Annotated in this window: 17 protein-coding genes and 1 pseudogene; 2 read left to right on the top strand and 16 right to left on the bottom strand. The window is 58.8% G+C overall.

From position 1 onward, the window contains the following. Window positions 1-184: 184 nt before the first annotated feature. The 6 genes and pseudogenes from BMX68_RS26390 to BMX68_RS14240 all read right to left on the bottom strand — a co-directional run. Window positions 185-280: pseudogene (locus BMX68_RS26390) on the bottom strand (type II toxin-antitoxin system HicB family antitoxin); the annotation flags it as partial. A gap of 104 nt (window positions 281-384) precedes the next feature. After that, window positions 385-1,548, bottom strand: coding sequence for a type III PLP-dependent enzyme (locus BMX68_RS14260; RefSeq protein ID WP_060783277.1), 1,164 nt, complete (start codon window positions 1,546-1,548; stop codon window positions 385-387). 328 nt (window positions 1,549-1,876) lie between these two features. Next, entirely contained in the window at window positions 1,877-3,034 is a 1,158-nt protein-coding gene (locus BMX68_RS14255; protein WP_060783278.1) for an osmoprotectant ABC transporter ATP-binding protein OsmV, read from the bottom strand. After that, complete coding sequence (locus BMX68_RS14250) at window positions 3,031-3,684, bottom strand: ABC transporter permease (RefSeq protein WP_017132882.1); 654 nt, start codon at window positions 3,682-3,684, stop codon at window positions 3,031-3,033. Before BMX68_RS14250 ends, BMX68_RS14255 begins: the two co-directional genes overlap by 4 nt. Window positions 3,685-3,693: 9 nt before the next feature. Beyond that, window positions 3,694-4,587, bottom strand: a complete 894-nt coding sequence (locus BMX68_RS14245; RefSeq protein WP_017132883.1) for a glycine betaine ABC transporter substrate-binding protein — start codon at window positions 4,585-4,587, stop codon at window positions 3,694-3,696. Window positions 4,588-4,601: 14 nt separating this feature from the next. Next, window positions 4,602-5,318: an ABC transporter permease gene (locus BMX68_RS14240; RefSeq protein WP_017132884.1), complete on the bottom strand. Its 717-nt coding sequence runs from the start codon at window positions 5,316-5,318 to the stop codon at window positions 4,602-4,604. 341 nt (window positions 5,319-5,659) lie between these two features. Here BMX68_RS14240 and BMX68_RS14235 point away from each other — a divergent pair, with 341 nt between their 5' ends. Continuing rightward, window positions 5,660-7,243, top strand: a complete 1,584-nt coding sequence (locus BMX68_RS14235) for a peptide chain release factor 3 (protein WP_017132885.1) — start codon at window positions 5,660-5,662, stop codon at window positions 7,241-7,243. Window positions 7,244-7,503: 260 nt separating this feature from the next. Beyond that, window positions 7,504-7,755, top strand: coding sequence for a hypothetical protein (locus tag BMX68_RS14230; RefSeq protein WP_017132886.1), 252 nt, complete (start codon window positions 7,504-7,506; stop codon window positions 7,753-7,755). A 114-nt stretch (window positions 7,756-7,869) separates the two neighbouring features. On the opposite strand, the gene BMX68_RS14225 is transcribed toward BMX68_RS14230, so the two are convergent. From BMX68_RS14225 to BMX68_RS14185, 10 genes are all read right to left on the bottom strand, one after another. Beyond that, the gene (locus BMX68_RS14225; RefSeq protein WP_074862304.1) at window positions 7,870-8,406 is read right to left on the bottom strand and encodes a hypothetical protein; all 537 of its coding nucleotides are present in this window, start codon (window positions 8,404-8,406) and stop codon (window positions 7,870-7,872) included. After that, entirely contained in the window at window positions 8,396-8,719 is a 324-nt protein-coding gene (locus BMX68_RS25525) for a hypothetical protein (RefSeq protein ID WP_143063294.1), read from the bottom strand. The genes BMX68_RS14225 and BMX68_RS25525 overlap by 11 nt, the downstream gene beginning before the upstream one ends. A gap of 273 nt (window positions 8,720-8,992) precedes the next feature. Continuing rightward, on the bottom strand, window positions 8,993-9,961 hold the full coding sequence (locus BMX68_RS14220) for a peptide ABC transporter ATP-binding protein (protein ID WP_017132887.1): 969 nt from the start codon (window positions 9,959-9,961) through the stop codon (window positions 8,993-8,995). Further along, entirely contained in the window at window positions 9,961-10,929 is a 969-nt protein-coding gene (locus BMX68_RS14215; RefSeq protein ID WP_074862300.1) for an ABC transporter ATP-binding protein, read from the bottom strand. The genes BMX68_RS14220 and BMX68_RS14215 overlap by 1 nt, the downstream gene beginning before the upstream one ends. A 10-nt stretch (window positions 10,930-10,939) precedes the next feature. After that, on the bottom strand, window positions 10,940-11,851 hold the full coding sequence (locus BMX68_RS14210) for an ABC transporter permease subunit (RefSeq protein ID WP_017132889.1): 912 nt from the start codon (window positions 11,849-11,851) through the stop codon (window positions 10,940-10,942). A 10-nt stretch (window positions 11,852-11,861) separates the two neighbouring features. Next, the gene (locus BMX68_RS14205; protein ID WP_017132890.1) at window positions 11,862-12,872 is read right to left on the bottom strand and encodes an ABC transporter permease subunit; all 1,011 of its coding nucleotides are present in this window, start codon (window positions 12,870-12,872) and stop codon (window positions 11,862-11,864) included. A 75-nt stretch (window positions 12,873-12,947) separates the two neighbouring features. Then, window positions 12,948-14,543 carry an ABC transporter substrate-binding protein gene (locus BMX68_RS14200; RefSeq protein WP_017132891.1) on the bottom strand — a complete coding sequence of 532 codons (1,596 nt, stop codon included), beginning with the start codon at window positions 14,541-14,543 and terminating at the stop codon, window positions 12,948-12,950. Between the two features lie 77 nt (window positions 14,544-14,620). After that, on the bottom strand, window positions 14,621-16,021 hold the full coding sequence (locus BMX68_RS14195; RefSeq protein WP_017132892.1) for an OprD family porin: 1,401 nt from the start codon (window positions 16,019-16,021) through the stop codon (window positions 14,621-14,623). A 168-nt stretch (window positions 16,022-16,189) separates the two neighbouring features. Continuing rightward, on the bottom strand, window positions 16,190-17,788 hold the full coding sequence (locus BMX68_RS14190; protein WP_017132893.1) for an ABC transporter substrate-binding protein: 1,599 nt from the start codon (window positions 17,786-17,788) through the stop codon (window positions 16,190-16,192). A gap of 294 nt (window positions 17,789-18,082) precedes the next feature. Continuing rightward, window positions 18,083-19,708 carry an ABC transporter substrate-binding protein gene (locus BMX68_RS14185; RefSeq protein WP_017132894.1) on the bottom strand — a complete coding sequence of 542 codons (1,626 nt, stop codon included), beginning with the start codon at window positions 19,706-19,708 and terminating at the stop codon, window positions 18,083-18,085. Between the last annotated feature and the right edge of the window lie 167 nt (window positions 19,709-19,875).

The raw sequence follows: 19,875 nt of genomic DNA, 5'->3' as shown, positions 1-19,875 counted from the left end.
GACTTCTCTTTAAGGTGCGGATCATGCTGTTACGCGGGCGTGAAGAGCTATTGGACAGCGATTGGCTCAAGGTCATGCTGGAAGATAATTCGGTTCGGGTGGCCCTGACGATCCTATCCGGGGCAGGCGGCTCTGGGCGACAAGCAGGACCGCGAGGCGTTGGACGCGCTGGCAGGTTGGGCCTTCAAGCGCCCTGGAGCACTTTCAGGGCCGCCGTCGCCAAGAAGCCCGAGCGGTTTTTCTGCTCGGGATGATGGCGGACATAGGCGTCGACCCAGTTTCCTAGGGCAACCTTCCACTTCTTCTAAAGGTTTTGCAGCGTATGTAAATAAAAAGGCCCGTGAGCGATCACGGGCCTTGCGGTTACGACGCGGAAGCGACCGGTTATACGTAGAATGATTTCAGCGGCGGGAAGCCGTTGAATTCAACCGCGCTATAGCTGGTGGTGTAGGCGCCGGTAGACAGCCAGTAGAGGCGGTCGCCGATGGCCAGGTTCAGCGGCAGGCCGTATTTGTAGTTCTCATACATAATGTCGGCGCTGTCGCAGGTGGGGCCGGCGATAACCACTTCTTCCATCTCGCCTTTCTTCTCGGTCCAGATCGGGAACTTGATGGCTTCGTCCATGGTTTCGATCAGGCCGGAGAACTTGCCCACGTCGGTGTATACCCAACGCTCGACGGCGGTGCGGGATTTACGCGCCACCAGCACCACTTCGCTGACCAGGATGCCGGCATTGGCGATCAACGAACGGCCGGGTTCAAGGATGATTTCCGGCAGATCGTCGCCGAAGTCTTCCTTGAGGAAACGGATGATTTCCTCGGCATAGGTTTCCAGGCTGTTGGTGCGGGTGATGTAGTTGGCCGGGAAGCCACCGCCCATGTTGATCAGCTTGAGGTGGATGTTGTCTTCTTCCTTCAGGCGCTCGAAGATCACCTTGACCTTGGCAATGGCCGCGTCCCAGACGCTGATATCACGTTGCTGCGAACCGACGTGGAAGGACACGCCATAAGGCACCAGGCCCAGGTCGCGGGCGAGGATCAACAGGTCCATGGCCATGTCGGTCTGGCAACCGAACTTGCGCGACAACGGCCAGTCGGCGGTGGTCGAACCTTCGGTGAGGATACGCACGTAGACCTTGGAGCCCGGTGCGGCCTTGGCGATATTGCGCAGGTCGGCTTCGGAGTCGGTGGAGTACAGGCGCACGCCCTTCTCGTAGAAGTAGCGGATGTCCTTGGATTTTTTGATGGTATTGCCGTAGCTGATGCGATCCGCGCTGACGCCCTGGCCCAGCACCTTGTCCAGCTCGTAGATGGAGGCGATGTCGAAGCTCGAGCCTTTCTTGTTCAGCAGGTCGATGATTTCGACGGCCGGGTTGGCCTTGACGGCGTAGTAGACCTTGGCGAATTCGAAACCTGCCCGCAGGTCATCGTAGGCTTGGGCGATCATCTGGGTATCGATGACCACGAAAGGGGTTTCTTGCTTATCGGCGAAAGCCTTCATTTTTTGAAAGGTATCGCGCGCGAAATAGTCTTCGACCTGGATCGACATGCGGGGGACTCCTAGTGGCAAACGTGCGTTATCAATGGGTGCAAATGAACGTCCTCCGTATCCCCACTTTGGTTCGCCTACTTCCCAAGGCACGTCGCCGAAAGCAAAAAGGCCATGGGATTAACCGCCTCCCTTGGCCTCGCTGTCTCGTCGTCAGTACTTGAGCCGGATGGATCGTTTCCAGCATGGACGTTCGGCGCGAACTTTAGGACGTGAGGGGCTTTAGATCAACTAAAAATGTCGCGTTTTTGCACGCGCTCGTCGCGTGACCCGGATCAGCTCCTTATGTAACCGACCCGGATGACAGTCTGATGTTCCTGGAGTCAGGTCAGACCACCGCCATTTCGGCGGGCGAAACAATGCAGGTCTTGGCCCCGCGTGAACGGCCGGAACTCAGGTAGGCGGCAATCGACTCCTGGGTCACCTCGCCGAGGAACACCCGCTCGGCGTCCATCACCGGCAGCCATGAGCGGTTGAACTCGTACATCCGCGACAGCAGGATGCGCAGGTGTTCGTCGTAGGCCGCGGTGGCATTGAATTCGCGCAGGTATTGCCCGCATTCGCCGCCTTGGCGATGCAGATCGCGGCGGCGAACATAGCCCAGTGCCTTGTTGGCGGCATCGGTCACCACCACGTAGCGACGGTCGTGCTCATCCATCAGTTCCAGCGCATCGGCCACTGGCGTTTGCGGGCTCACCGACGGCGCGTTGTCCGCCGCATCCTCGGCCTTGACCAGTAACAGGCGCTTGAGGGTGCTGTCCTGGCCGACGAAGTTGCTGACGAAATCATCCGCCGGATGCGCCAGCAGCGTGTCCGGATGGTCGATCTGGATCAGCTGGCCGCTGCGGAAGATGGCGATTTTGTCGCCCAGCTTGAGGGCTTCGTCGATGTCATGGCTGACCATGATCACGGTCTTGTTCAGCGCTCGTTGCATCTCGAAGAATTCGTTCTGGATCATTTCCCGGTTGATCGGATCGACCGCGCCGAAGGGCTCGTCCATCAACAGTAACGGCGCGTCGGCCGCCAGGGCCCGGATCACGCCGATCCGCTGTTGCTGGCCGCCGGACAGTTCCCGTGGGTAACGGCCCAGGTATTGCTTGGGCTCGAGCTTGATCATACTCATCAGCTCGCGGGCGCGGTCATGGCATTTCTGCTTGTCCCAGCCCAACAGGCGTGGCACCACGGTGATGTTTTCCTCGATGGTCATGTTCGGGAACAGGCCGATCTGCTGGATCACGTAGCCGATATTGCGCCGCAGCGTCACTTCATCGAGCAGGGTGGTGTCTTCGCCGTTGATCAAGACCCGACCCGATGTCGGCACGATCAGACGGTTGATCATCTTCAGCGTGGTGCTCTTACCGCAACCCGAGGGACCGAGAAACACACAGATCTCGCCTTCGTTGACGGTCAGGCTCACGGAGTCGACGGCCTTGACGACCTTGCCGCTACTTTGAAAGGTCTTGCTCAGGTTCTGTAGTTCGATCATTTCAGGAGTCCTTTGGGAGTCAGTGAGCGTTGCAGCCATTGCAGGAGCAGATCGGCGGCGATGGCCAGGACACTGACCAGTACGGCACCGACGATCAACATCGACATGTCGCTGCGGCTGATGGAGGCCAGGATCAGTACGCCCAGGCCGCCCGCGCCGATGGTGGCGGCGATGGTCATGACGCCGATGTTCATCACCACGGCGGTGCGCACGCCGGCGAGGATCACCGGCACCGCAATCGGCAACTCGACCATGCGCAAGCGCTGGCCGAAGGTCATGCCGATGCCACGGGCGGCTTCGCGGATACCCGGCTCGACACCGGTCAGGGCCAGATAGGTGTTACGCAGGATCGGCAGTAAGGAGTAGAGGAACACGGCAGTGATCGCCGGCAGCGGTCCGAGGCCCTGGCCGAATTTCGAATAGAACGGCAGCAACAGGCCGAACAGCGCAATCGACGGCACGGTCAGAAGCACCGTGGCACTGGCTTGCAGGGGACCGGCCAGCACCGGGAAACGGGTCATCAGTACGCCCAGGGGCACGCCGATAACAATCGCCAGGGTCACGGCAATGCCGACCAGGGTGATGTGTTGCCCGGTCAGATGCAGGACCTGTGGCCAGTCCAGGTGGGAAAAGGCGTTGAGAAATTCCATGTCTCCTCCTTAGTGGATGGGGTGCTGGCGCAGGAAGTCGGCCGCCACGGATGAGGGGCTCTGGTGGTCGACATCGACTCGGGCATTGAGCTGGCGCATGGTGTCGTCGTCGAACAGCTCGGCCAACGGCTTGAGATCGGCGGCCAATTGCGGGTGGGCGTCGAGATAGGCCTGGCGCACCACGGGCGCGGCGGTGTAATCCGGGAAATAGTGGCGGTCGTCTTCCAGCAGTTTGAGCTTGAAGGCGTTCAAGCGCCCGTCGGTGGTGTAGACCAGCCCGGCGAATACCTGGCCATTGCGCAGTGCGGTATAAACCAGACCGGCATCCATCTGGCGAATGTTCTGGCGGGTCAGGTTCATGTCGTACAGCTTCACCATACCTTCCAGGCCATCGGAGCGGTTGGCGAACTCGGTGTCCAGCGCCACCAGATGATGGTTTTTTGCCTCGGCGGCGAGCACCGTGGTCAGTTGGCTGATGGTGCTGACCTGTGGGTATTGTTCCGCGATCTTCTGCGGCAGGGCCAGGGCGTAGGTGTTGCTGAACTTCGACGGCGTGAGCCAGACCAGGCCTTTTTGGGCATCGAGTTCCTTGACTCGTGCGTAGGACTGTTCGCTGTCGAGTTTTTCCGTTACATGGTTGTAGGCCACCAGCGACACCCCCGTGTATTCCCAGAGCATGTCCAGTTGCCCACTTTCGTGGGCGCTACGGGCAAGATTGCTGCCCAGGCCGCCGGTGATCCGAGTGTCGTAGCCCTTGGTGCGCAGGTATTGCGCGGTGATTTCCGCAAGCAGGGTTTGTTCGGTGAATACCCGCGCGCCGATGCGGATCACGGGTTTTTCGGCGGCCTGGGCCCATCCTGCGAACAGCAGGGCGCAGCCTAAAAACAAGTAGAGTCTTTTCATGGTTTTTCCTTTGCTCAGGCGGGCCGCAGGCCGCGTTCCAGCCAGCGCCGGCTGGCCAATGTCACCAGACCATCGAGCAGCAGCGCCAGCAAGGCGGTACAGGCTGCGCCGAGGGTCAGTTGCGGCTGGTTGTTCAGGGCGATGCCGGGGAAAATCAGGCTGCCCAGGCTGTTGGCGCCGATCAGGAAGGCCAGCGGCGCGGTACCGACGTTGATCGCCAGGGCCACTCGCACGCCACCGACGATGATCGGTACGGCATTGGGCAGTTCCACCCGCCAGAGCACTTGGCGTGGGGTCATGCCGATGCCCACGGCAGCCTCCTTGAGAGACCCCTCGACGTTTTTCAGGCCCTCATAGGTATTGCGCACGATGGGCAGCAGGGAGGCAAGGAACAGAGCAAGGATCGCCGGGCCCGCGCCGATGCCGAGGATCCCCAGGGCAATCGCCAGTACTGCCAGGGGCGGGACGGTATTGCCGATATTGAACACCTGCATGAAGCGTTCGGCGCGACCGCTCATGGCGGGGCGGCTGAGGAAGATGCCGGCGGGAATTCCGACCAGCAGGGCGGCCAACATCGACGCCAGGACCAGGTACAGGTGAGCTTGCAGGTAGAACCACAAGTCGTCTCGGTAGTGCTCGATAGTGCTGATGCCGATCCAGTGGATCAGCAGGGCCAGGAGGGCGATGACCACTGCGCCTCCGATAAGCCCTTGGCCATAGCGATTAGCCACAGATGGACTCCTTTTTTCAGTCGGCAGACACATTCCCTTGAGGCAAGGCCATTGCTGGATGCCGGGAAGAATGTCCGCGAAAAGCAGCTTTCCCCCCTTGTCGACGAAGAGCTAGAGGGTTAGCCATAAGCGTCATGTCATCAGGCTAACTGGCTGATTTTTCTACACCTGATGAAAGGTCATGACAGGGGAGTGGACGCCTGTGCGCTTTAAAAGGTTCCCCAATTAATTGCTTTGGGCTATCCGGTGGCCCGCCGGGCGAGAGGGCAGCGGTGGCCGCTGGTGTCGGCTTTGGTCTATAATCGGCGCCCTTTTTTGAATCACCTGTCAGGCGATTTCCCATGACCAACCAGGCCGCCGAAGTCGCGAAACGCCGCACCTTCGCCATTATTTCCCACCCGGATGCGGGTAAGACCACCATCACCGAAAAGCTGTTGCTGATGGGCAAGGCGATTGCGGTGGCGGGCACGGTGAAATCTCGCAAATCCGATCGCCATGCCACCTCCGACTGGATGGAAATGGAGAAGCAACGGGGTATTTCCATTACCACCTCGGTCATGCAGTTCCCCTACCGGGATCACATGGTCAACCTGCTCGATACGCCAGGCCACGAAGACTTCTCCGAAGACACCTACCGGACCCTGACCGCCGTGGACTCGGCGCTAATGGTGCTCGACGGCGGCAAGGGCGTCGAACCGCGGACCATCGCCCTGATGGACGTCTGCCGCCTGCGTGATACACCGATCGTCAGCTTTATCAACAAGCTCGATCGCGATATCCGCGACCCGATCGAACTGCTCGACGAAATCGAGTCGGTCCTGAAGATCAAGGCGGCGCCGATCACCTGGCCGATCGGTTGCTACCGCGACTTCAAGGGCGTCTACCACCTGGCCGACGACTACATCATCGTCTACACCGCCGGCCATGGTCATGAGCGCACCGAGGTAAAGATCATCGAGAAACTCGACTCGGACGAAGCCCGCGCCCACCTGGGTGACGAGTACGAGCGGTTTATCGAGCAACTGGAACTGGTGCAGGGCGCCTGCCATGAATTCAACCAGCAGGAATTCCTCGATGGTCAGCTGACCCCGGTGTTCTTCGGCACCGCGCTGGGCAACTTCGGTGTCGACCATGTACTCGACGCCGTGGTCGATTGGGCGCCGAAGCCGTTGGCGCGTGTCGCCAACGAGCGCACGGTCGAGCCGGTGGAAGAGAAATTCTCCGGTTTTGTGTTCAAGATCCAGGCGAACATGGACCCCAAGCACCGCGACCGCATCGCCTTCATGCGAATCTGCTCGGGCAAGTACGACAAGGGCATGAAGATGCGCCATGTACGGACCGGCAAAGACGTGCGGATCGGCGATGCGCTGACGTTCTTCTCCTCCGAGCGCGAACAGCTGGAAGAAGCCTACGCGGGCGACATCATCGGCCTGCACAACCACGGCACCATCCAGATCGGTGACACCTTCACCGAAGGCGAGGCCTTGGGCTTTACCGGTATTCCGCACTTCGCCCCGGAACTGTTCCGCCGAGTACGGCTGCGCGATCCGCTCAAGTCCAAACAACTGCGCCAGGGCTTGCAGCAGTTGGCTGAGGAGGGCGCGACCCAGGTGTTCTTCCCGGAGCGCAGCAACGACATCATCCTCGGCGCCGTCGGGGTGCTGCAGTTCGATGTGGTGGCCAGCCGCTTGAAAGAGGAATACAAAGTCGAATGCTCCTACGAGCCGATCACCGTGTATTCGGCTCGCTGGATCGATTGCAGTGATAAGAAGAAGCTGGAAGAGTTCAAGCTCAAGGCCGTAGAAAACCTCGCCATCGACGGCGGCGGTCACCTGACCTACCTGGCGCCGACCCGGGTCAATCTGGCACTGATGGAAGAGCGCTGGCCGGATGTGAAATTCCGCGCGACGCGTGAGCATCACTGATTTGCCATAGCCGAAGGTAAAGTCCTCCAGCCGCAAACCCCGCTGCTCGCCGGCGGGGTTTTTTATGAGTGATTGAAAAGTGCCATAGGTTCTTCGGATCTGACGGTTAGTTGGAATTATTCTAAGAAGCGCTGGAAAGTTTCATGTAGCCAGTATGGAAAAAGTTCGTCGACGGGACTAGCGTCTGAGGAAGTTGGCGCAGGTTGTTTGAACTGGCGCTCAGGCAATCGCGACTTACCTATAGAAGGACTGGATCGACGATGAACATCTTTCAACGCATTGTGTTGCTGCTCAAGGTGCTGGTGATGCTGGCGCTGGGCACCACGGCAGCCTGGGCCAGTACGAGCCTGCCCCAGGCCTCTGGTGTGTGGACAGCGAACAGTGTCCAGGGCCGTGCTTTGACGGTCGCCGACTCCGTCGACGAGGAGCAAGGCGATGGCGAGAGCGATGATGGCTCCACCACCGAAGAGCCTGATACCGGCGATGATGAAGAGGACGACGGGGATACTTGACGGCTCGGCGGTGCAAACTCAGATCGTTCCCACATCGAGGCGTTGAGCCGTCTGCGTGGGAGTGCCTTGCGCTGTTGATGTTGCGCTGTATCTTTCCAGGCAACATGGCAACGATCATTCGGGCAGGGCATCGGTGATCTTGACGAAGTTGATTTCCAGGCTTTTATCCTTGACCACATGGTCAAATCGTTTCCGCAGTTCTCCGGGTATGAGTTCGTATTTTTTTTTGAACTCAAGGTCGTGTTTATTTTCAAGACCGAAATAGATATCTATTGTTTGAGTGAGGGTTTCTTCCTCTGTTGTTGGAAGTATTTTTTCTGAGCGAAGGAGGCTTAGCGTCTCGATGTGTTTACGGATGACGATATTTTCTTCAGGGTAAATACATGTTGATAGTCTATGCTTTTTTTCAATGAAAATCATTGTTTGTGCATATTGCTTCTTCAGGAACTCTATGTCGGAGGTTTTTAGTGGGGTTTTTAGTTTTTCATTTTTTATGCAGATTTCAAATTTTGAATTATAATTTTCATGAGCTTTTTTAAGTGATGCTATATATGTATATTTTAATTCGGCTTCCTTTTCTTGAAGATGCGAGGCGAAGGCGTCGGTTATCGCCAATACGGATAAAATCATGATGAGCGTTTTAGTGTGCATTGTATATGCACTTCCAAAATTCTCTTTCTTTGTAGTTAATGGTGTTATCTGTAATGATGGCAGCTACTTCTAAGTTAACCCTATTCTTGACTATTGTTGGGGTTGCGGCCACAGCACGGGTAAATAGAGTGAAGTCGTATTGCGATATTGAATATGTAGCAGATAAAGGGCCGTTGTTGAAGAATAGGTTGGTAATAACGCCGCCTGACAGAGTCGCGCTCAGCATGTTGCCGTACCTATAAATGCGTCCTATATTTTTAAAGCCTTCTTTACTTCTATGCCCAAACGTAACACCGTTGATGCCACAGCTCATTTGATATGCCCCTCTCGTTAAAATATCAGGAAGGGCAGGTTGCAGCTGTTCAGAACCGAAGGAAGTAGGGTCAGGAGCGTTGTTTTGTAGGCTTATTTTCGATTTTCGGTAGGATATATCTGGGTCAATGAGGCTGCCAGGGCGACGGCGCTATTTGATCGAGCGGCTCCCCACATGAAAAGGCCCTTTCTGCCAAGTTGATGCGCCACCTGGCAGAAGGGGCTGGGTTTTCAGCGCCTTCGCTTTTTCAGGAAGGCGTTTTTGGAGTGTCGGTCAGAGGAATTGCTCGGCGTAGTGGCAGGCGACCTGGCGGGTATCCACTTGGCGCAGCTCCGGCAGCTCGGTAGCGCAACGCTCGGTCGCATAGGGGCAGCGCTTGTGGAAGGCGCAGCCGCTCGGCGGGTTGAGCGGGTTGGGCAGTTCGCCGACGATCTTGATCTTCGGTTTCAGCGGGTCCGGGTGGATGGTCGGGGTCGCCGACAGCAGGGCCTGGGTATACGGGTGTAGCGGACGGGTGTAGATGTCCTCTTTCGGACCCATTTCGGCTGGCCGGCCAAGGTACATCACTAGCACCTGGTCTGCCACGTGGCGCACCACCGCCAGGTTGTGGGAGATGAACACGTAGGCGGTGTTGAACTGCTGCTGCAGGTCCATGAACAGGTTCAGCACTTGGGCCTGGATCGAGACGTCGAGGGCCGAGGTCGGTTCGTCCGCCACCAGCACCTTGGGTTGCAACATCATCGCTCGGGCCAGGGCGATCCGCTGGCGCTGGCCGCCGGAGAACATGTGCGGGTAACGCTGATAATGCTCAGGCCGCAAACCGACCTGGCTCATCATCGCCTGCACTTTCTCGCGGCGCTCGGCGGCCGACAGGTGAGTATTGATCAGCAGCGGTTCACCGAGCTGGTCACCGATCTTCTGCCGTGGGTTGAGCGACGCGTAGGGGCTCTGGAACACCATCTGCACGTCCTTGCGCAGTTGCTTGCGCTCGGCCTTGTTGGCGCCGTTGACTTCCTGGCCAGCGATCTTCAACGAGCCGGACGAGGGCTCCTCGATGAGGGTCAGAGCGCGGGCCAGTGTGGACTTGCCACACCCGGATTCGCCTACCACGGCCAGGGTCTTGCCAGCCTCCAATTCGAACGACACGCCGTTGAGGGCGCGTACCAGCGCATGGCCCTTGAACAGGCCGCGAGAGACTTCGTAGTGACGGGTGAGGTCGCGGGCGGTGAGAACGACGGCCATTACGCCACCTCCTGGTTCAGCGGGTAGAAGCAACGGGCGAGGCTATGGGTTTTCGCGTCCAGGCCCGGGCGTTGCTGACGGCAGTTCTCTTGCACATAGGGGCAGCGCGGCGACAGCAGGCAACCCTGCGGGCGGTCATAGCGGCCGGGAACGATGCCCGGCAGGGTCGACAGCCGGGCGGCGCCCAGACTGTGTTCCGGAATCGCCTTGAGCAGCGCTTCGCTGTAGGGGTGTGCCGGAACATCGAACAGGCCCGGGACCCGACCGACTTCCACGGCTTGTCCAGCGTACATCACGCAGACCCGCTGGGCCGTTTCGGCGACGACGGCGAGGTCATGGGTAATCAGCACCAGGCCCATGTTTTGCTCTTGTTGCAGGTTGAGCAGCAACTCCATGATCTGCGCCTGGATGGTCACGTCCAGAGCGGTTGTCGGCTCATCGGCGATCAGCAGTTTCGGCTCGCCGGCAATGGCCATGGCAATTGCCACGCGCTGGCTCATGCCGCCGGACAGTTGGTGCGGATAGGCATCCATCCGACTGGCCGCGCCTGGGATCTCGACCTTTTCCAGCAGTTCGATGGCCCGTTTGCGGGCTTGTTTGCCGGACATCTTCAGGTGCAGGCGCAGCACTTCCTCGATCTGGAAGCCCACGGTGTAACTGGGGTTCAGAGCGGTCATCGGGTCCTGGAAGACCATGGACAAATCTTTGCCGACGATTTGCCGGCGCTGGCGGGCATTGAGCTTGAGCATGTCCTTGCCGTCGAAGCGCAAGGCGTCGGCGGTGACGATACCGGGGTGCTCGATCAGGCCCATCAGCGCCATCATGGTGACGGATTTGCCCGAGCCCGATTCGCCGACGATGGCCAGTACTTCGCCCTTGTCCACGGCCAGGTCGAGGCCGTCGACCACCGGTACGGCGGTCTTGTCGCCGAAGCGGACATTGAGATTCTTGATTTCTAGCAGTGACATGGGAATCTCCTCAGGCGGCGTTCTTGAGTTTCGGGTCCAGCGCATCGCGCAGGCCGTCGCCCATCAGGTTGATTGCCAGCACGCTGAGCAAAATGGTCAGGCCGGGCAGGCTGACCACCCACCAGGCGCGTTCGATGTAGTCGCGGGCCGAGGCCAGCATGGTGCCCCACTCCGGGGTGGGCGGCTGGACGCCGAGGCCGAGGAAGCCCAGGGCGGCGGCGTCGAGGATCGCCGAGGAAAAGCTCAGGGTGGCCTGGACGATCAGCGGCGCCATGCAGTTGGGTAGCACGGTGATAAACATCAGGCGCGGCAGGCCGGCACCGGCCAGGCGGGCGGCGGTCACGTAGTCGCGGTTCAGTTCGCCCATGACCGCGGCGCGGGTCAGGCGCACATAAGACGGCAGCGAGACGATGGCAATGGCGATCACGGTGTTGATCAGGCCAGGGCCGAGGATGGCGACGATCGCCACCGCCAGCAGCAACGATGGCAGGGCGAGCATGATGTCCATCAGGCGCATGATGGTCGGCCCGAGGATGCGCGGGAAGAAGCCGGCCAGCAGGCCCATCAGAATTCCGGGAATCAGCGACATCACCACCGAGGACAGGCCGATCAGCAGCGACAGGCGCGAGCCCTGGATCAGTCGCGACAGCAGGTCGCGGCCTAGTTCATCGGTGCCCAGCAGGAACCGGGACTGGCCACCTTCGAGCCAGGACGGCGGGGTGAGCAGGAAGTCGCGGAACTGCTCACTCGGATCGTGCGGCGCGACCCAGGGGGCGAAAATCGCGCAGAAGATCACCAGCAGCATGAATAACAGGCCGGCGACGGCACCCTTGTTCTTGGCGAAGGCTTGCCAGAACTCTTTGTACGGCGACGGATACAGCAGGCTTTGATCGACTGCTACAGAGGAAGTTGGAGTGCTCATGTATAGGATCTCAGCGCTGGTGACGGATACGTGGGTTGGCGAAGCCGTAGAGGATATCCACCACGAAATTGACCAGGATCACGATGCAGGCAATCAACAGGATGCCGTTTTGCACCACCGGGTAGTCCCGGGCGCCGATGGCTTCGATCAGCCATTTACCGATGCCGGGCCAGGAGAAAATGGTTTCGGTGAGGACCGCCCCGGCCAGTAGCGTGCCGACTTGCAGGCCCATGACCGTCAGCACCGGGATCAGCGCGTTGCGCAGGCCGTGGACGAACACCACGCGGGCCGAGGACAGCCCCTTGGCGCGGGCGGTGCGGATGTAGTCTTCGCGCAAGACTTCGAGCATCGAGGAACGGGTCATCCGGGCGATCACCGCCAGCGGGATGGTGCCCAGCACGATGGAGGGTAGGATCATGTGGTGCAATGCATCCCAGAAGGCGTCCGGCTGGTCGCTGAGCAGGGTGTCGATCAGCATGAAACCGGTTTTCGGCTCGATGTCGTAAAGCAGGTCGATTCGCCCGGAAACCGGGGTCAAGCCCAGGCTGACGGAGAAGAACATGATCAGGATCAGGCCCCACCAGAAGATCGGCATCGAGTATCCCGCCAGGGAGATGCCCATGACCCCATGGTCGAACAGCGATCCGCGCTTGAGGGCCGCGATCACCCCGGCCAGCAGGCCGAAGACGCCGGCGAATAGCAGAGCGGCCATGGACAGTTCCAGGGTCGCCGGAAAAAGGGCGGTGAATTCGCTCCACACGCTGGTGCGTGTGCGTAGGGATTCACCGAGGTCGCCATGGGCGAGTTTGCCCACGTAATCGATGTATTGCGCGTAAAGCGGTTTGTTCAGGCCGAGGCGTTCCATCGCCTGGGCATGCATTTCGGGGTCGACCCGGCGCTCGCCCATCATGACTTCCACGGGATCGCCAGGAATCATGCGAATCAATGCGAAGGTCAGCAGTGTGATGCCGAAAAACGTGGGGATCAATAACCCCAATCGGCGGGCAATAAAACTAAACATCTTATGGTGTACCTCATCAGCCGGTTAGGCATTCCGGTCGCAGTCCGGGGTGCGGGCAGCGACCGGGGTCTTTTTCTACTTCACCTGGGTCGTGGCGAAGTTATTGGTGGTCAGTGGGTTCATGTGATAACCCACTACGTTCTTGCGCATGGCAGTAAACATCTTGGGGTGAGCATGGTCGACCCAGAGTACTTGCTGATGCAAGATTTCCAGGGCTTGTTCATAGAGTGCGGCGCGTTCGGCCGGCTCGGTCTTGGTACGAGCCTGGTCGATCAGGGTTTGGAATGGCGGGTTGCACCAGCGGCTGTAGTTTTCGCCGTTTTTGGCCGCTTCGCAACTCAATAGCGGCGTGAGGAAGTTATCCGGGTCGCCGTTGTCGCCGCTCCAGCCGGATGACACCAGGTCATGTTCGCCTTTTTTTGCGCGCTTGAGCATTTCGGCCCACTCCATGACGCGGATATCGATCTTGATACCGACCTTGGCCAAATCCGACTGAACCAACTGCGCGCCCAGTTGCGGGTTCGGGTTGGTCGGGCCGCCAGCATTGCGAGTGTACAGGGTGAAGACCGTGCCTTGCGGCACGCCGGCTTCCTTGAGTAGGGTACGGGCTTTGTCCAGGTTCTGCGCCGGGCTCTTCAGCTTGTCGTTGTAGCCCAGCAGGGTGGGGGGGTAGGGGTTGACCGCCACGATGGCGTTGCCCTTGCCATACAGGGTATCGACATAGGTCTGCTTGTCCAGCGCCAATTCGATGGCCTGGCGTACCCGCACATCGCCTAGGTACTTGTGTTCGGTATTGATGGCTATGTAGCCGGTGGACATGGCGGCGATGCCGACGACCTGCAAGTTTGGGTCGGCCTGGATGCTCGGGACGTCATCCGGTTTTGGGTACAGGGCGACCTGGCACTCGTTGGCCTTAAGCTTCTGCAGGCGGGTGTTGTTGTCCGGGGTAATGGCGAATATCAACGCCTCGGCGGGCGGTTTGCCACGGAAGTAGTCCGGGTTGGCCTTGTAGCGGACCTGGGCATCCTTGGCATAACGCTGGAAAATGAACGGGCCGGTGCCGATTGGCTTGGCATTCAGGTCGTCCATCTTGCCGGCCTTGAGCAGCTGGTCGGCATACTCGGCGGAGTGGATCGAGGTGAAGGCCATACCCAGGTCGAGCAGGAACGGTGCCTCGGGTCGGGACAGGGTGAACCTGACGGTCAAGTCGTCGATTTTTTCGACGCTCTTGAGCAGGTTCTGGAAGTCCATGCTTTCAAAGTAGGGGAAACCGACACTCGATTGCTTGTGCCAGGGGTGATTCGGATCCAGTTGGCGCTGGAAGCTCCAGATCACGTCGTCGGCATTCAGCTCGCGAGTCGGTTTGAAGTAGTCGGTGTTGTGGAACTTGACGCCTTTGCGCAGGTGGAACGTGTACTGCAGGCCGTCGGGGCTGGTTTCCCAGCTTTCAGCCAGGGCCGGCTGGATCTCGGCGGTGCCTGGCTTGAAGTCCACCAGGCGGTTGAACACGGTTTCAGACGAGGCGTCGGAAGTGACGGCGGTGGTGTAAAGAACCGGATCGAAACCTTCCGGACTGGCTTCGGTGCAGACCACCAAGGGTTTCGCCGAAACGCCGATGGCGGCGGTCAGCAAGGTGGCTGCGATAGCCGCTCGCAAGGGAAGCATCTTCATATAAACCCTCCGTAATCAAATGAGCCAGATGAGTCGTCAGGGCCGACTCGCTGAATCGGCCCTGATCGCGTTACGTCTTAAAGGATCTTGAATGGAATGGTGGTGACCAGGCGGAACTCCTTGAGGTTGCCATCCGCTTGCTGCTCGCTGGCGCGGTGAGTGGTGTAGGTCGCACGGATGGCGGTGGCCTTCAGTGGACCGCTCTGCACCGAGTAGGAGGCGCCGATGCCGTATTCCTGGTGTTTCTCGCCGTCCATCAGACGCAGGTCGCTGCGGCTTTCGCCGGGGCTGCCATAAGCGGTGCCGTTGTAGTGGGTACCGTCGATACCCCAGCCGCGGGCGCTGTAGATGTTGAACTTGAGGCCGGGCACACCGTATTCGGCCATGTTGATGCCATAGGCGACCTGGAAGGATTTCTCGTTGGGGCCGTTGAAGTCCGACAGCAGGGAGTTGGCCAGGTAGATGCCGTTGGTTTCGTGTAGGTAGTCGAAGTACTCGTTACCGTTCACCTGCTGATAGGAGAAGGTCAGGCTGTGGGCCTGGTGGGTCAGGCCGAGCGACAGCGAGTAGGTATCGTTGTCGATTTCACCCATCTTCTTCTTGCCGGCATCGACGGTCTTGTAATAGTTGAATCCGGTGCTCAGACCCAGCACCGAAGTGTCCCCCAGGTCATGGGCGAATCCCGCGTAGTACTGATTCCAGAAGTCCTCGACCTTGGCCGCGTAGAGGCTGGTCTTCAAGCTTTCCAGCGGCTGGTAGGTCATGCCGGCGGTATGGACGTGATCGGCTTCCTGGCCGTTGCCGTATTCGCTGCGGAATTTCGACAGGCTCTGCTCGGTCCGTGGCGATACACGGTCGAAGGTGCCCAGGTCGAAGGCCATGTTGCTGAGCTCTTCGCTATGGATGCTCACCCCTTCGAAGCTGGAAGGTAGCGGACGGTTGCCGATGGTATCGACAATCGGCGTGCTGAAGCTCTGGCGTCCGGCGATCAGGGTGGTGTTGGAAACGCGGGCCTGGACGTTGGCCAGGCCCAGTTTGCTCCACTGGCCTATGGCATCGCCGTCGCCGTGGGTCAGGGTACGATTGGAACCACCGGCCAGGTCCTTGCGGTCACGCTCCAGGGCGACGGCGTTGTAGACCGCCACTTCGGTCTTGATACCCACGGTGCCCTGAGTGAAGCCCGAACTGTAGTTCAGGATGGTGCCCTGCACCCAGTTGATGCGACGGGGCGTGGGTGTCGGCGTGGTCCCGCCTTTTTTGTAGGAGAAGCGATCATCGCGCCGTCTCAGTTCGTTGGCGTACCAGTTACGGGTTGTGCCCCCCAGGCTCTGACCCTCTATAAAACCCTTGGCTTCACTCTGGGCATTGCTGGTATTGATGCCGGTCGGAATGAAATCCTGGCTCTGAGATTGCGCATGGGCCGGCAGGGTGGCGCTACTGATGGCTAAGGCTAACAACGCTTTTTGAGAGAGTTTCAACGTAAAGCTCCTTTACTTATTGTTAGAATGCCGGCCTTTTGGCTGAGCCGGCTATTTGTGGTGAACTCTTTTTTGTTTTCGCAAACGTTTGCTTGGCGTGTTTCGCCGAATTTCAGCTGCAAGATTGCGTGAGGGCGAAATTCGCCCTCAACGCGCTGGTCACGGTTTTTATTGTTCGATACTGACGCCCGAGAATGAGTTACGGCCAAACGGGCTGACTTTGAAGTCCTGGATTTTGGCGCTCAGCGGCTGGTTGACCGTCGAATGGGCGATAGGGGTGATCGGCACCTGTTGCTTGAGCAACTGCTGGGCTTGTTGGTAGAGCACCGTCCGCTCGTCGCGATCGGTGACGATCTTGGCCTGCTTGACCAGCTTGTCGTATTGCGGGTCACACCACAGGGAGTAGTTGTTGCTGCCGATGGCGTCGCAGCTGTAGAGGGTGCCGAGCCAGTTGTCCGGATCGCCGTTATCGCCGGTCCAGCCCATCAGGCTGATGTCATGCTCGCCGTTCTTGGTGCGCTTGAGGTACTCGCCCCATTCGTAGCTGACGATCTTCACCTTGAGGCCGATCTTCGCCCAGTCGGCCTGGAGCATTTCGGCCATCAGCTTGGCGTTGGGATTGTACGGACGCTGGACGGGCATGGCCCAGAGCGTGAATTCGGTGCCTTCCTTGACGCCGGCAGCCTTGAGCAATTGCTTGGCTTTTTCCGGATTGTAGGCGGTGTCCTTGATCGTCTCGTCGTAGGACCACTGGGTCGGTGGCATGGCATTGACGGCCAACTGGCCGGAACCCTGATAGACCGCGTTGAGGATGCTCGGCTTGTTTACCGCCATGTCCAGGGCCTGACGTACTTCGAGTTGATCAAAAGGCTTGTGGCGCACGTTGTAGGCAATGTAGCCGAGGTTGAAGCCGGGCTTTTCGATCACCTGCAGCTTGGGGTTGCTCTTGAGCGCATCGACATCGGCAGGGCGTGGATGCAGCGTGACCTGGCACTCATCGCGCTTGAGCTTTTGTACCCGTACCGAGGCGTCGACGTTGATCGCGAAGATCAACTGATCGAGCTTGACCTGGCTCGAGTCCCAGTAGTGCTTGTTGGCGATGTAGCGGATCTGCGTGTCTTTCTGATAGCGCTGGAACACGTAGGGCCCGGTGCCGATGGGTTTCTGATTGATGTCGCTGGGCTTGCCTTCTCTGAGCAACTGGTCGGCATATTCGGCGGACAGGATCGAGGCGAAGCTCATGGCGATGTTCTGGATGAACGCGGCATCGATGCTGTTGAGGGTCATGACCACAGTCAGCGGCCCGGTTTTTTCGACCTTGGCGATATTCTTGTTCAGGCTCATCCCGGTGAAGTAGGGGAACTCAGTGGGGTAGGCCTTGCGAAACGGCTGCTCGGGATCGAGCATGCGATTGAAGGTGAACAGCACATCGTCGGCATTGAGATCGCGACTCGGCGTGAAGTATGGGGTGGTGTGGAACTTCACCCCTTCACGCAAATGAAAGGTGTACACCAGGCCATTGGGTGAGATGTCCCAGCTCTTGGCCAGCGCCGGTGCGACGGTGGTCTCGCCTCGAACGAATTCCACCAGCCGGTTGTAGATCGGTTCGGCGGCATCGTTGTCCGTAGCGGCGGTGTACTGTGCAGTGTCGAACCCGGCGGGGCTACCCTCGGAGCAGAACACCAGACTGCCGCCAGCCTGGGCAAAAGAGGCACCCGCCAGCAGGGCCGTGCTGGTAAAAGCGGATAAAACGAAGGTGTGGCGCATGACGATTCCATCCATTTTTATTGTTATCGATGAGCGATTGCCATGTGCTGAAACATGGAAACATCACCGACTGAGCCAGTAAGTACAGCAATCCCGCTCGAACGCCTATCAGCGGTATCTCGACGTTATGACGCCAAGTCCCTGCCGTAAATGCGTAGAGCCTTAGAAAGTTGTAGGAAAAAACTGCGCTTCTGACTCGCTCGGCTGAAACCGGGAGCGGTGAGGTAATGGCAATTCCTGCAATTCTGGCGCTAGCGCAAGGGCGACGTCGTACTACGTCGCCCTTGCGCGACCTTATTTGCCGACGCTGACACCGTAGAAGGAGTTCAAGCCAAACGGACTGATCTTGAAGTCTTTCACGGTGACACTCATGGGTTGGTACACCGTCGAGTGCGCGATAGGTGTGTACGGGACGTCTTCCTTGAGGATGTGCTGGGCCTGCTTGTACAGCTCGGTGCGCTTGGCCTGGTCGGTAGTCGATTTGGCTTCTTTCATCAGGCTGTCGTATTTGGGCGTGCAATACTTCGAGAAGTTGTTGCCGTTGATGGCATCGCAACCGAACAGGACGTTCAGCCAGTTATCCGGGTCGCCGTTGTCGCCGCTCCAGCCGATGATCATGGCTTGTTGCTCGCCGGCCTTGGACCGCTTGATGTATTCACCCCATTCGTAGCTGACGATCTTCACGTTCAGGCCGATATTCTTCCAGTCGGCCTGGAGCATTTCGGCCATCAGCTTGGCGTTGGGGTTGTACGGGCGCTGGACGGGCATGGCCCACAGCTTGATTTCGGTACCTTCCTTGATGCCGGCCTCCTTGAGCAATTGCTTGGCTTTCTCGGGATCGTACTTGGCATCCTTGATGGTGGTGTCGTAGGACCACTGGGTCGGCGGCATGGCGTTGACGGCCAACTGGCCAGCGCCTTGGTACACCGATTCGATGATCTGCGGCTTGTTCACCGCCATGTCCAGTGCCTGACGAACACGCAGGTCGGCCAACGGATTGGCGGCGGTTTCGCCCTTGAGCACCGGCATCACGTTATAGGCGATGTAACCCAGGTTGAAACCGGCCTGGCTGGGCATCTGCAGTTTCGGGTCGGCCTTGAGCGGTGCAAGGTCGGCCGGACGTGGGTAGACGCTGACCTGGCATTCGTTTTTCTTCAGTTTCTGCATCCGCACCGAGGCGTCGGTGGTGATGGCGAAGATCAGGTTATCGATCTTGACGTCTTCAGGCTTCCAGTAGTCCTTGTTTGCGGTGTAGCGGATATTGGAGTCTTTCTGGTAGCTCTTGAACACGAACGGCCCAGTACCGATCGGCTTCTGGTTGATGTCGCTGGTCTTGCCTTCCTTGAGCAGCTTATCGGCGTACTCGGCGGACTGGATGGAAGCGAAGCTCATTGCCAGGTTCTGGATGAACGCGGCGTCAACCGTCTTCAGGGTGAACTTGACAGTATGGTCGTCGATCTTCTGCAACTGGGTGATGTTGCTGTCCATGCCCATGTCGGTGAAGTACGGGAATTCGGTCGGATAGGCTTTGCGAAATGGCATGTCCTTGTCGAGCATGCGGTTGAAGGTGAACAGCACGTCGTCGGCGTTGAAGTTGCGGGTCGGCTTGAAGTAGTCGGTGGTGTGGAACTTCACCCCATCGCGCAGATGGAAGGTGTAGGTCAGGCCATCCGGCGAAATATCCCAGCTAGTCGCCAGGCCAGGAACCACGGCGGTGCCGCCGCGTTCAAACTGGCTGAGACGGTTGAAGACGGTTTCCGCGGAGGCGTCGAAGTCGGTTCCGGCGGTGTATTGGCCTGGATCGAAACCGGCCGGGCTCCCTTCGGAGCAGTACACCAGGTTTGTCGCCGCGAGGGCGAACGGTGCAGATGCCAGGAGGCCTGCGCCCACTAAAAACGGAATGACGGCTTTTTTAAGCATGGTGGCCTCATGATTTGTTGTCATTTTTTGTTGTGAGGACGACCTCGTGAGTCGACCTAGGGATACTTATGCAGGCCCCATACCCAATGCAAGATGCAGAAACACCGCAAGCCTTAAACTGTGGCACGAACGTACACGAATGTCGCAATTGTATAAATTTCGGCGCA

Source organism: Pseudomonas agarici (genome assembly GCF_900109755.1).
GTDB lineage: Bacteria > Pseudomonadota > Gammaproteobacteria > Pseudomonadales > Pseudomonadaceae > Aquipseudomonas > Aquipseudomonas agarici.
Note: the sequence above shows the minus strand (reverse complement) of the source record. Positions and strands in the feature narration are given on the sequence as shown.

Bases quoted from the DNA above. Each gene is read 5' to 3' on its own strand.
- BMX68_RS14255 (WP_060783278.1), bottom strand. From the start codon at position 3,034: ATGATCGAACTACAGAACCTGAGCAAGACCTTTCAAAGTAGCGGCAAG.
- BMX68_RS14210 (WP_017132889.1), bottom strand. From the start codon at position 11,851: ATGAGCACTCCAACTTCCTCTGTAGCAGTCGATCAAAGCCTGCTGTAT.
- BMX68_RS14250 (WP_017132882.1), bottom strand. From the start codon at position 3,684: ATGGAATTTCTCAACGCCTTTTCCCACCTGGACTGGCCACAGGTCCTG.
- BMX68_RS14185 (WP_017132894.1), bottom strand. From the start codon at position 19,708: ATGCTTAAAAAAGCCGTCATTCCGTTTTTAGTGGGCGCAGGCCTCCTG.
- BMX68_RS14235 (WP_017132885.1), top strand. From the start codon at position 5,660: ATGACCAACCAGGCCGCCGAAGTCGCGAAACGCCGCACCTTCGCCATT.
- BMX68_RS14200 (WP_017132891.1), bottom strand. From the start codon at position 14,543: ATGAAGATGCTTCCCTTGCGAGCGGCTATCGCAGCCACCTTGCTGACC.
- BMX68_RS14215 (WP_074862300.1), bottom strand. From the start codon at position 10,929: ATGTCACTGCTAGAAATCAAGAATCTCAATGTCCGCTTCGGCGACAAG.
- BMX68_RS14190 (WP_017132893.1), bottom strand. From the start codon at position 17,788: ATGCGCCACACCTTCGTTTTATCCGCTTTTACCAGCACGGCCCTGCTG.
- BMX68_RS25525 (WP_143063294.1), bottom strand. From the start codon at position 8,719: ATGAGCTGTGGCATCAACGGTGTTACGTTTGGGCATAGAAGTAAAGAA.
- BMX68_RS14205 (WP_017132890.1), bottom strand. From the start codon at position 12,872: ATGTTTAGTTTTATTGCCCGCCGATTGGGGTTATTGATCCCCACGTTT.
- BMX68_RS14220 (WP_017132887.1), bottom strand. From the start codon at position 9,961: ATGGCCGTCGTTCTCACCGCCCGCGACCTCACCCGTCACTACGAAGTC.
- BMX68_RS14260 (WP_060783277.1), bottom strand. From the start codon at position 1,548: ATGTCGATCCAGGTCGAAGACTATTTCGCGCGCGATACCTTTCAAAAA.
- BMX68_RS14230 (WP_017132886.1), top strand. From the start codon at position 7,504: ATGAACATCTTTCAACGCATTGTGTTGCTGCTCAAGGTGCTGGTGATG.
- BMX68_RS14245 (WP_017132883.1), bottom strand. From the start codon at position 4,587: ATGAAAAGACTCTACTTGTTTTTAGGCTGCGCCCTGCTGTTCGCAGGA.
- BMX68_RS14225 (WP_074862304.1), bottom strand. From the start codon at position 8,406: ATGCACACTAAAACGCTCATCATGATTTTATCCGTATTGGCGATAACC.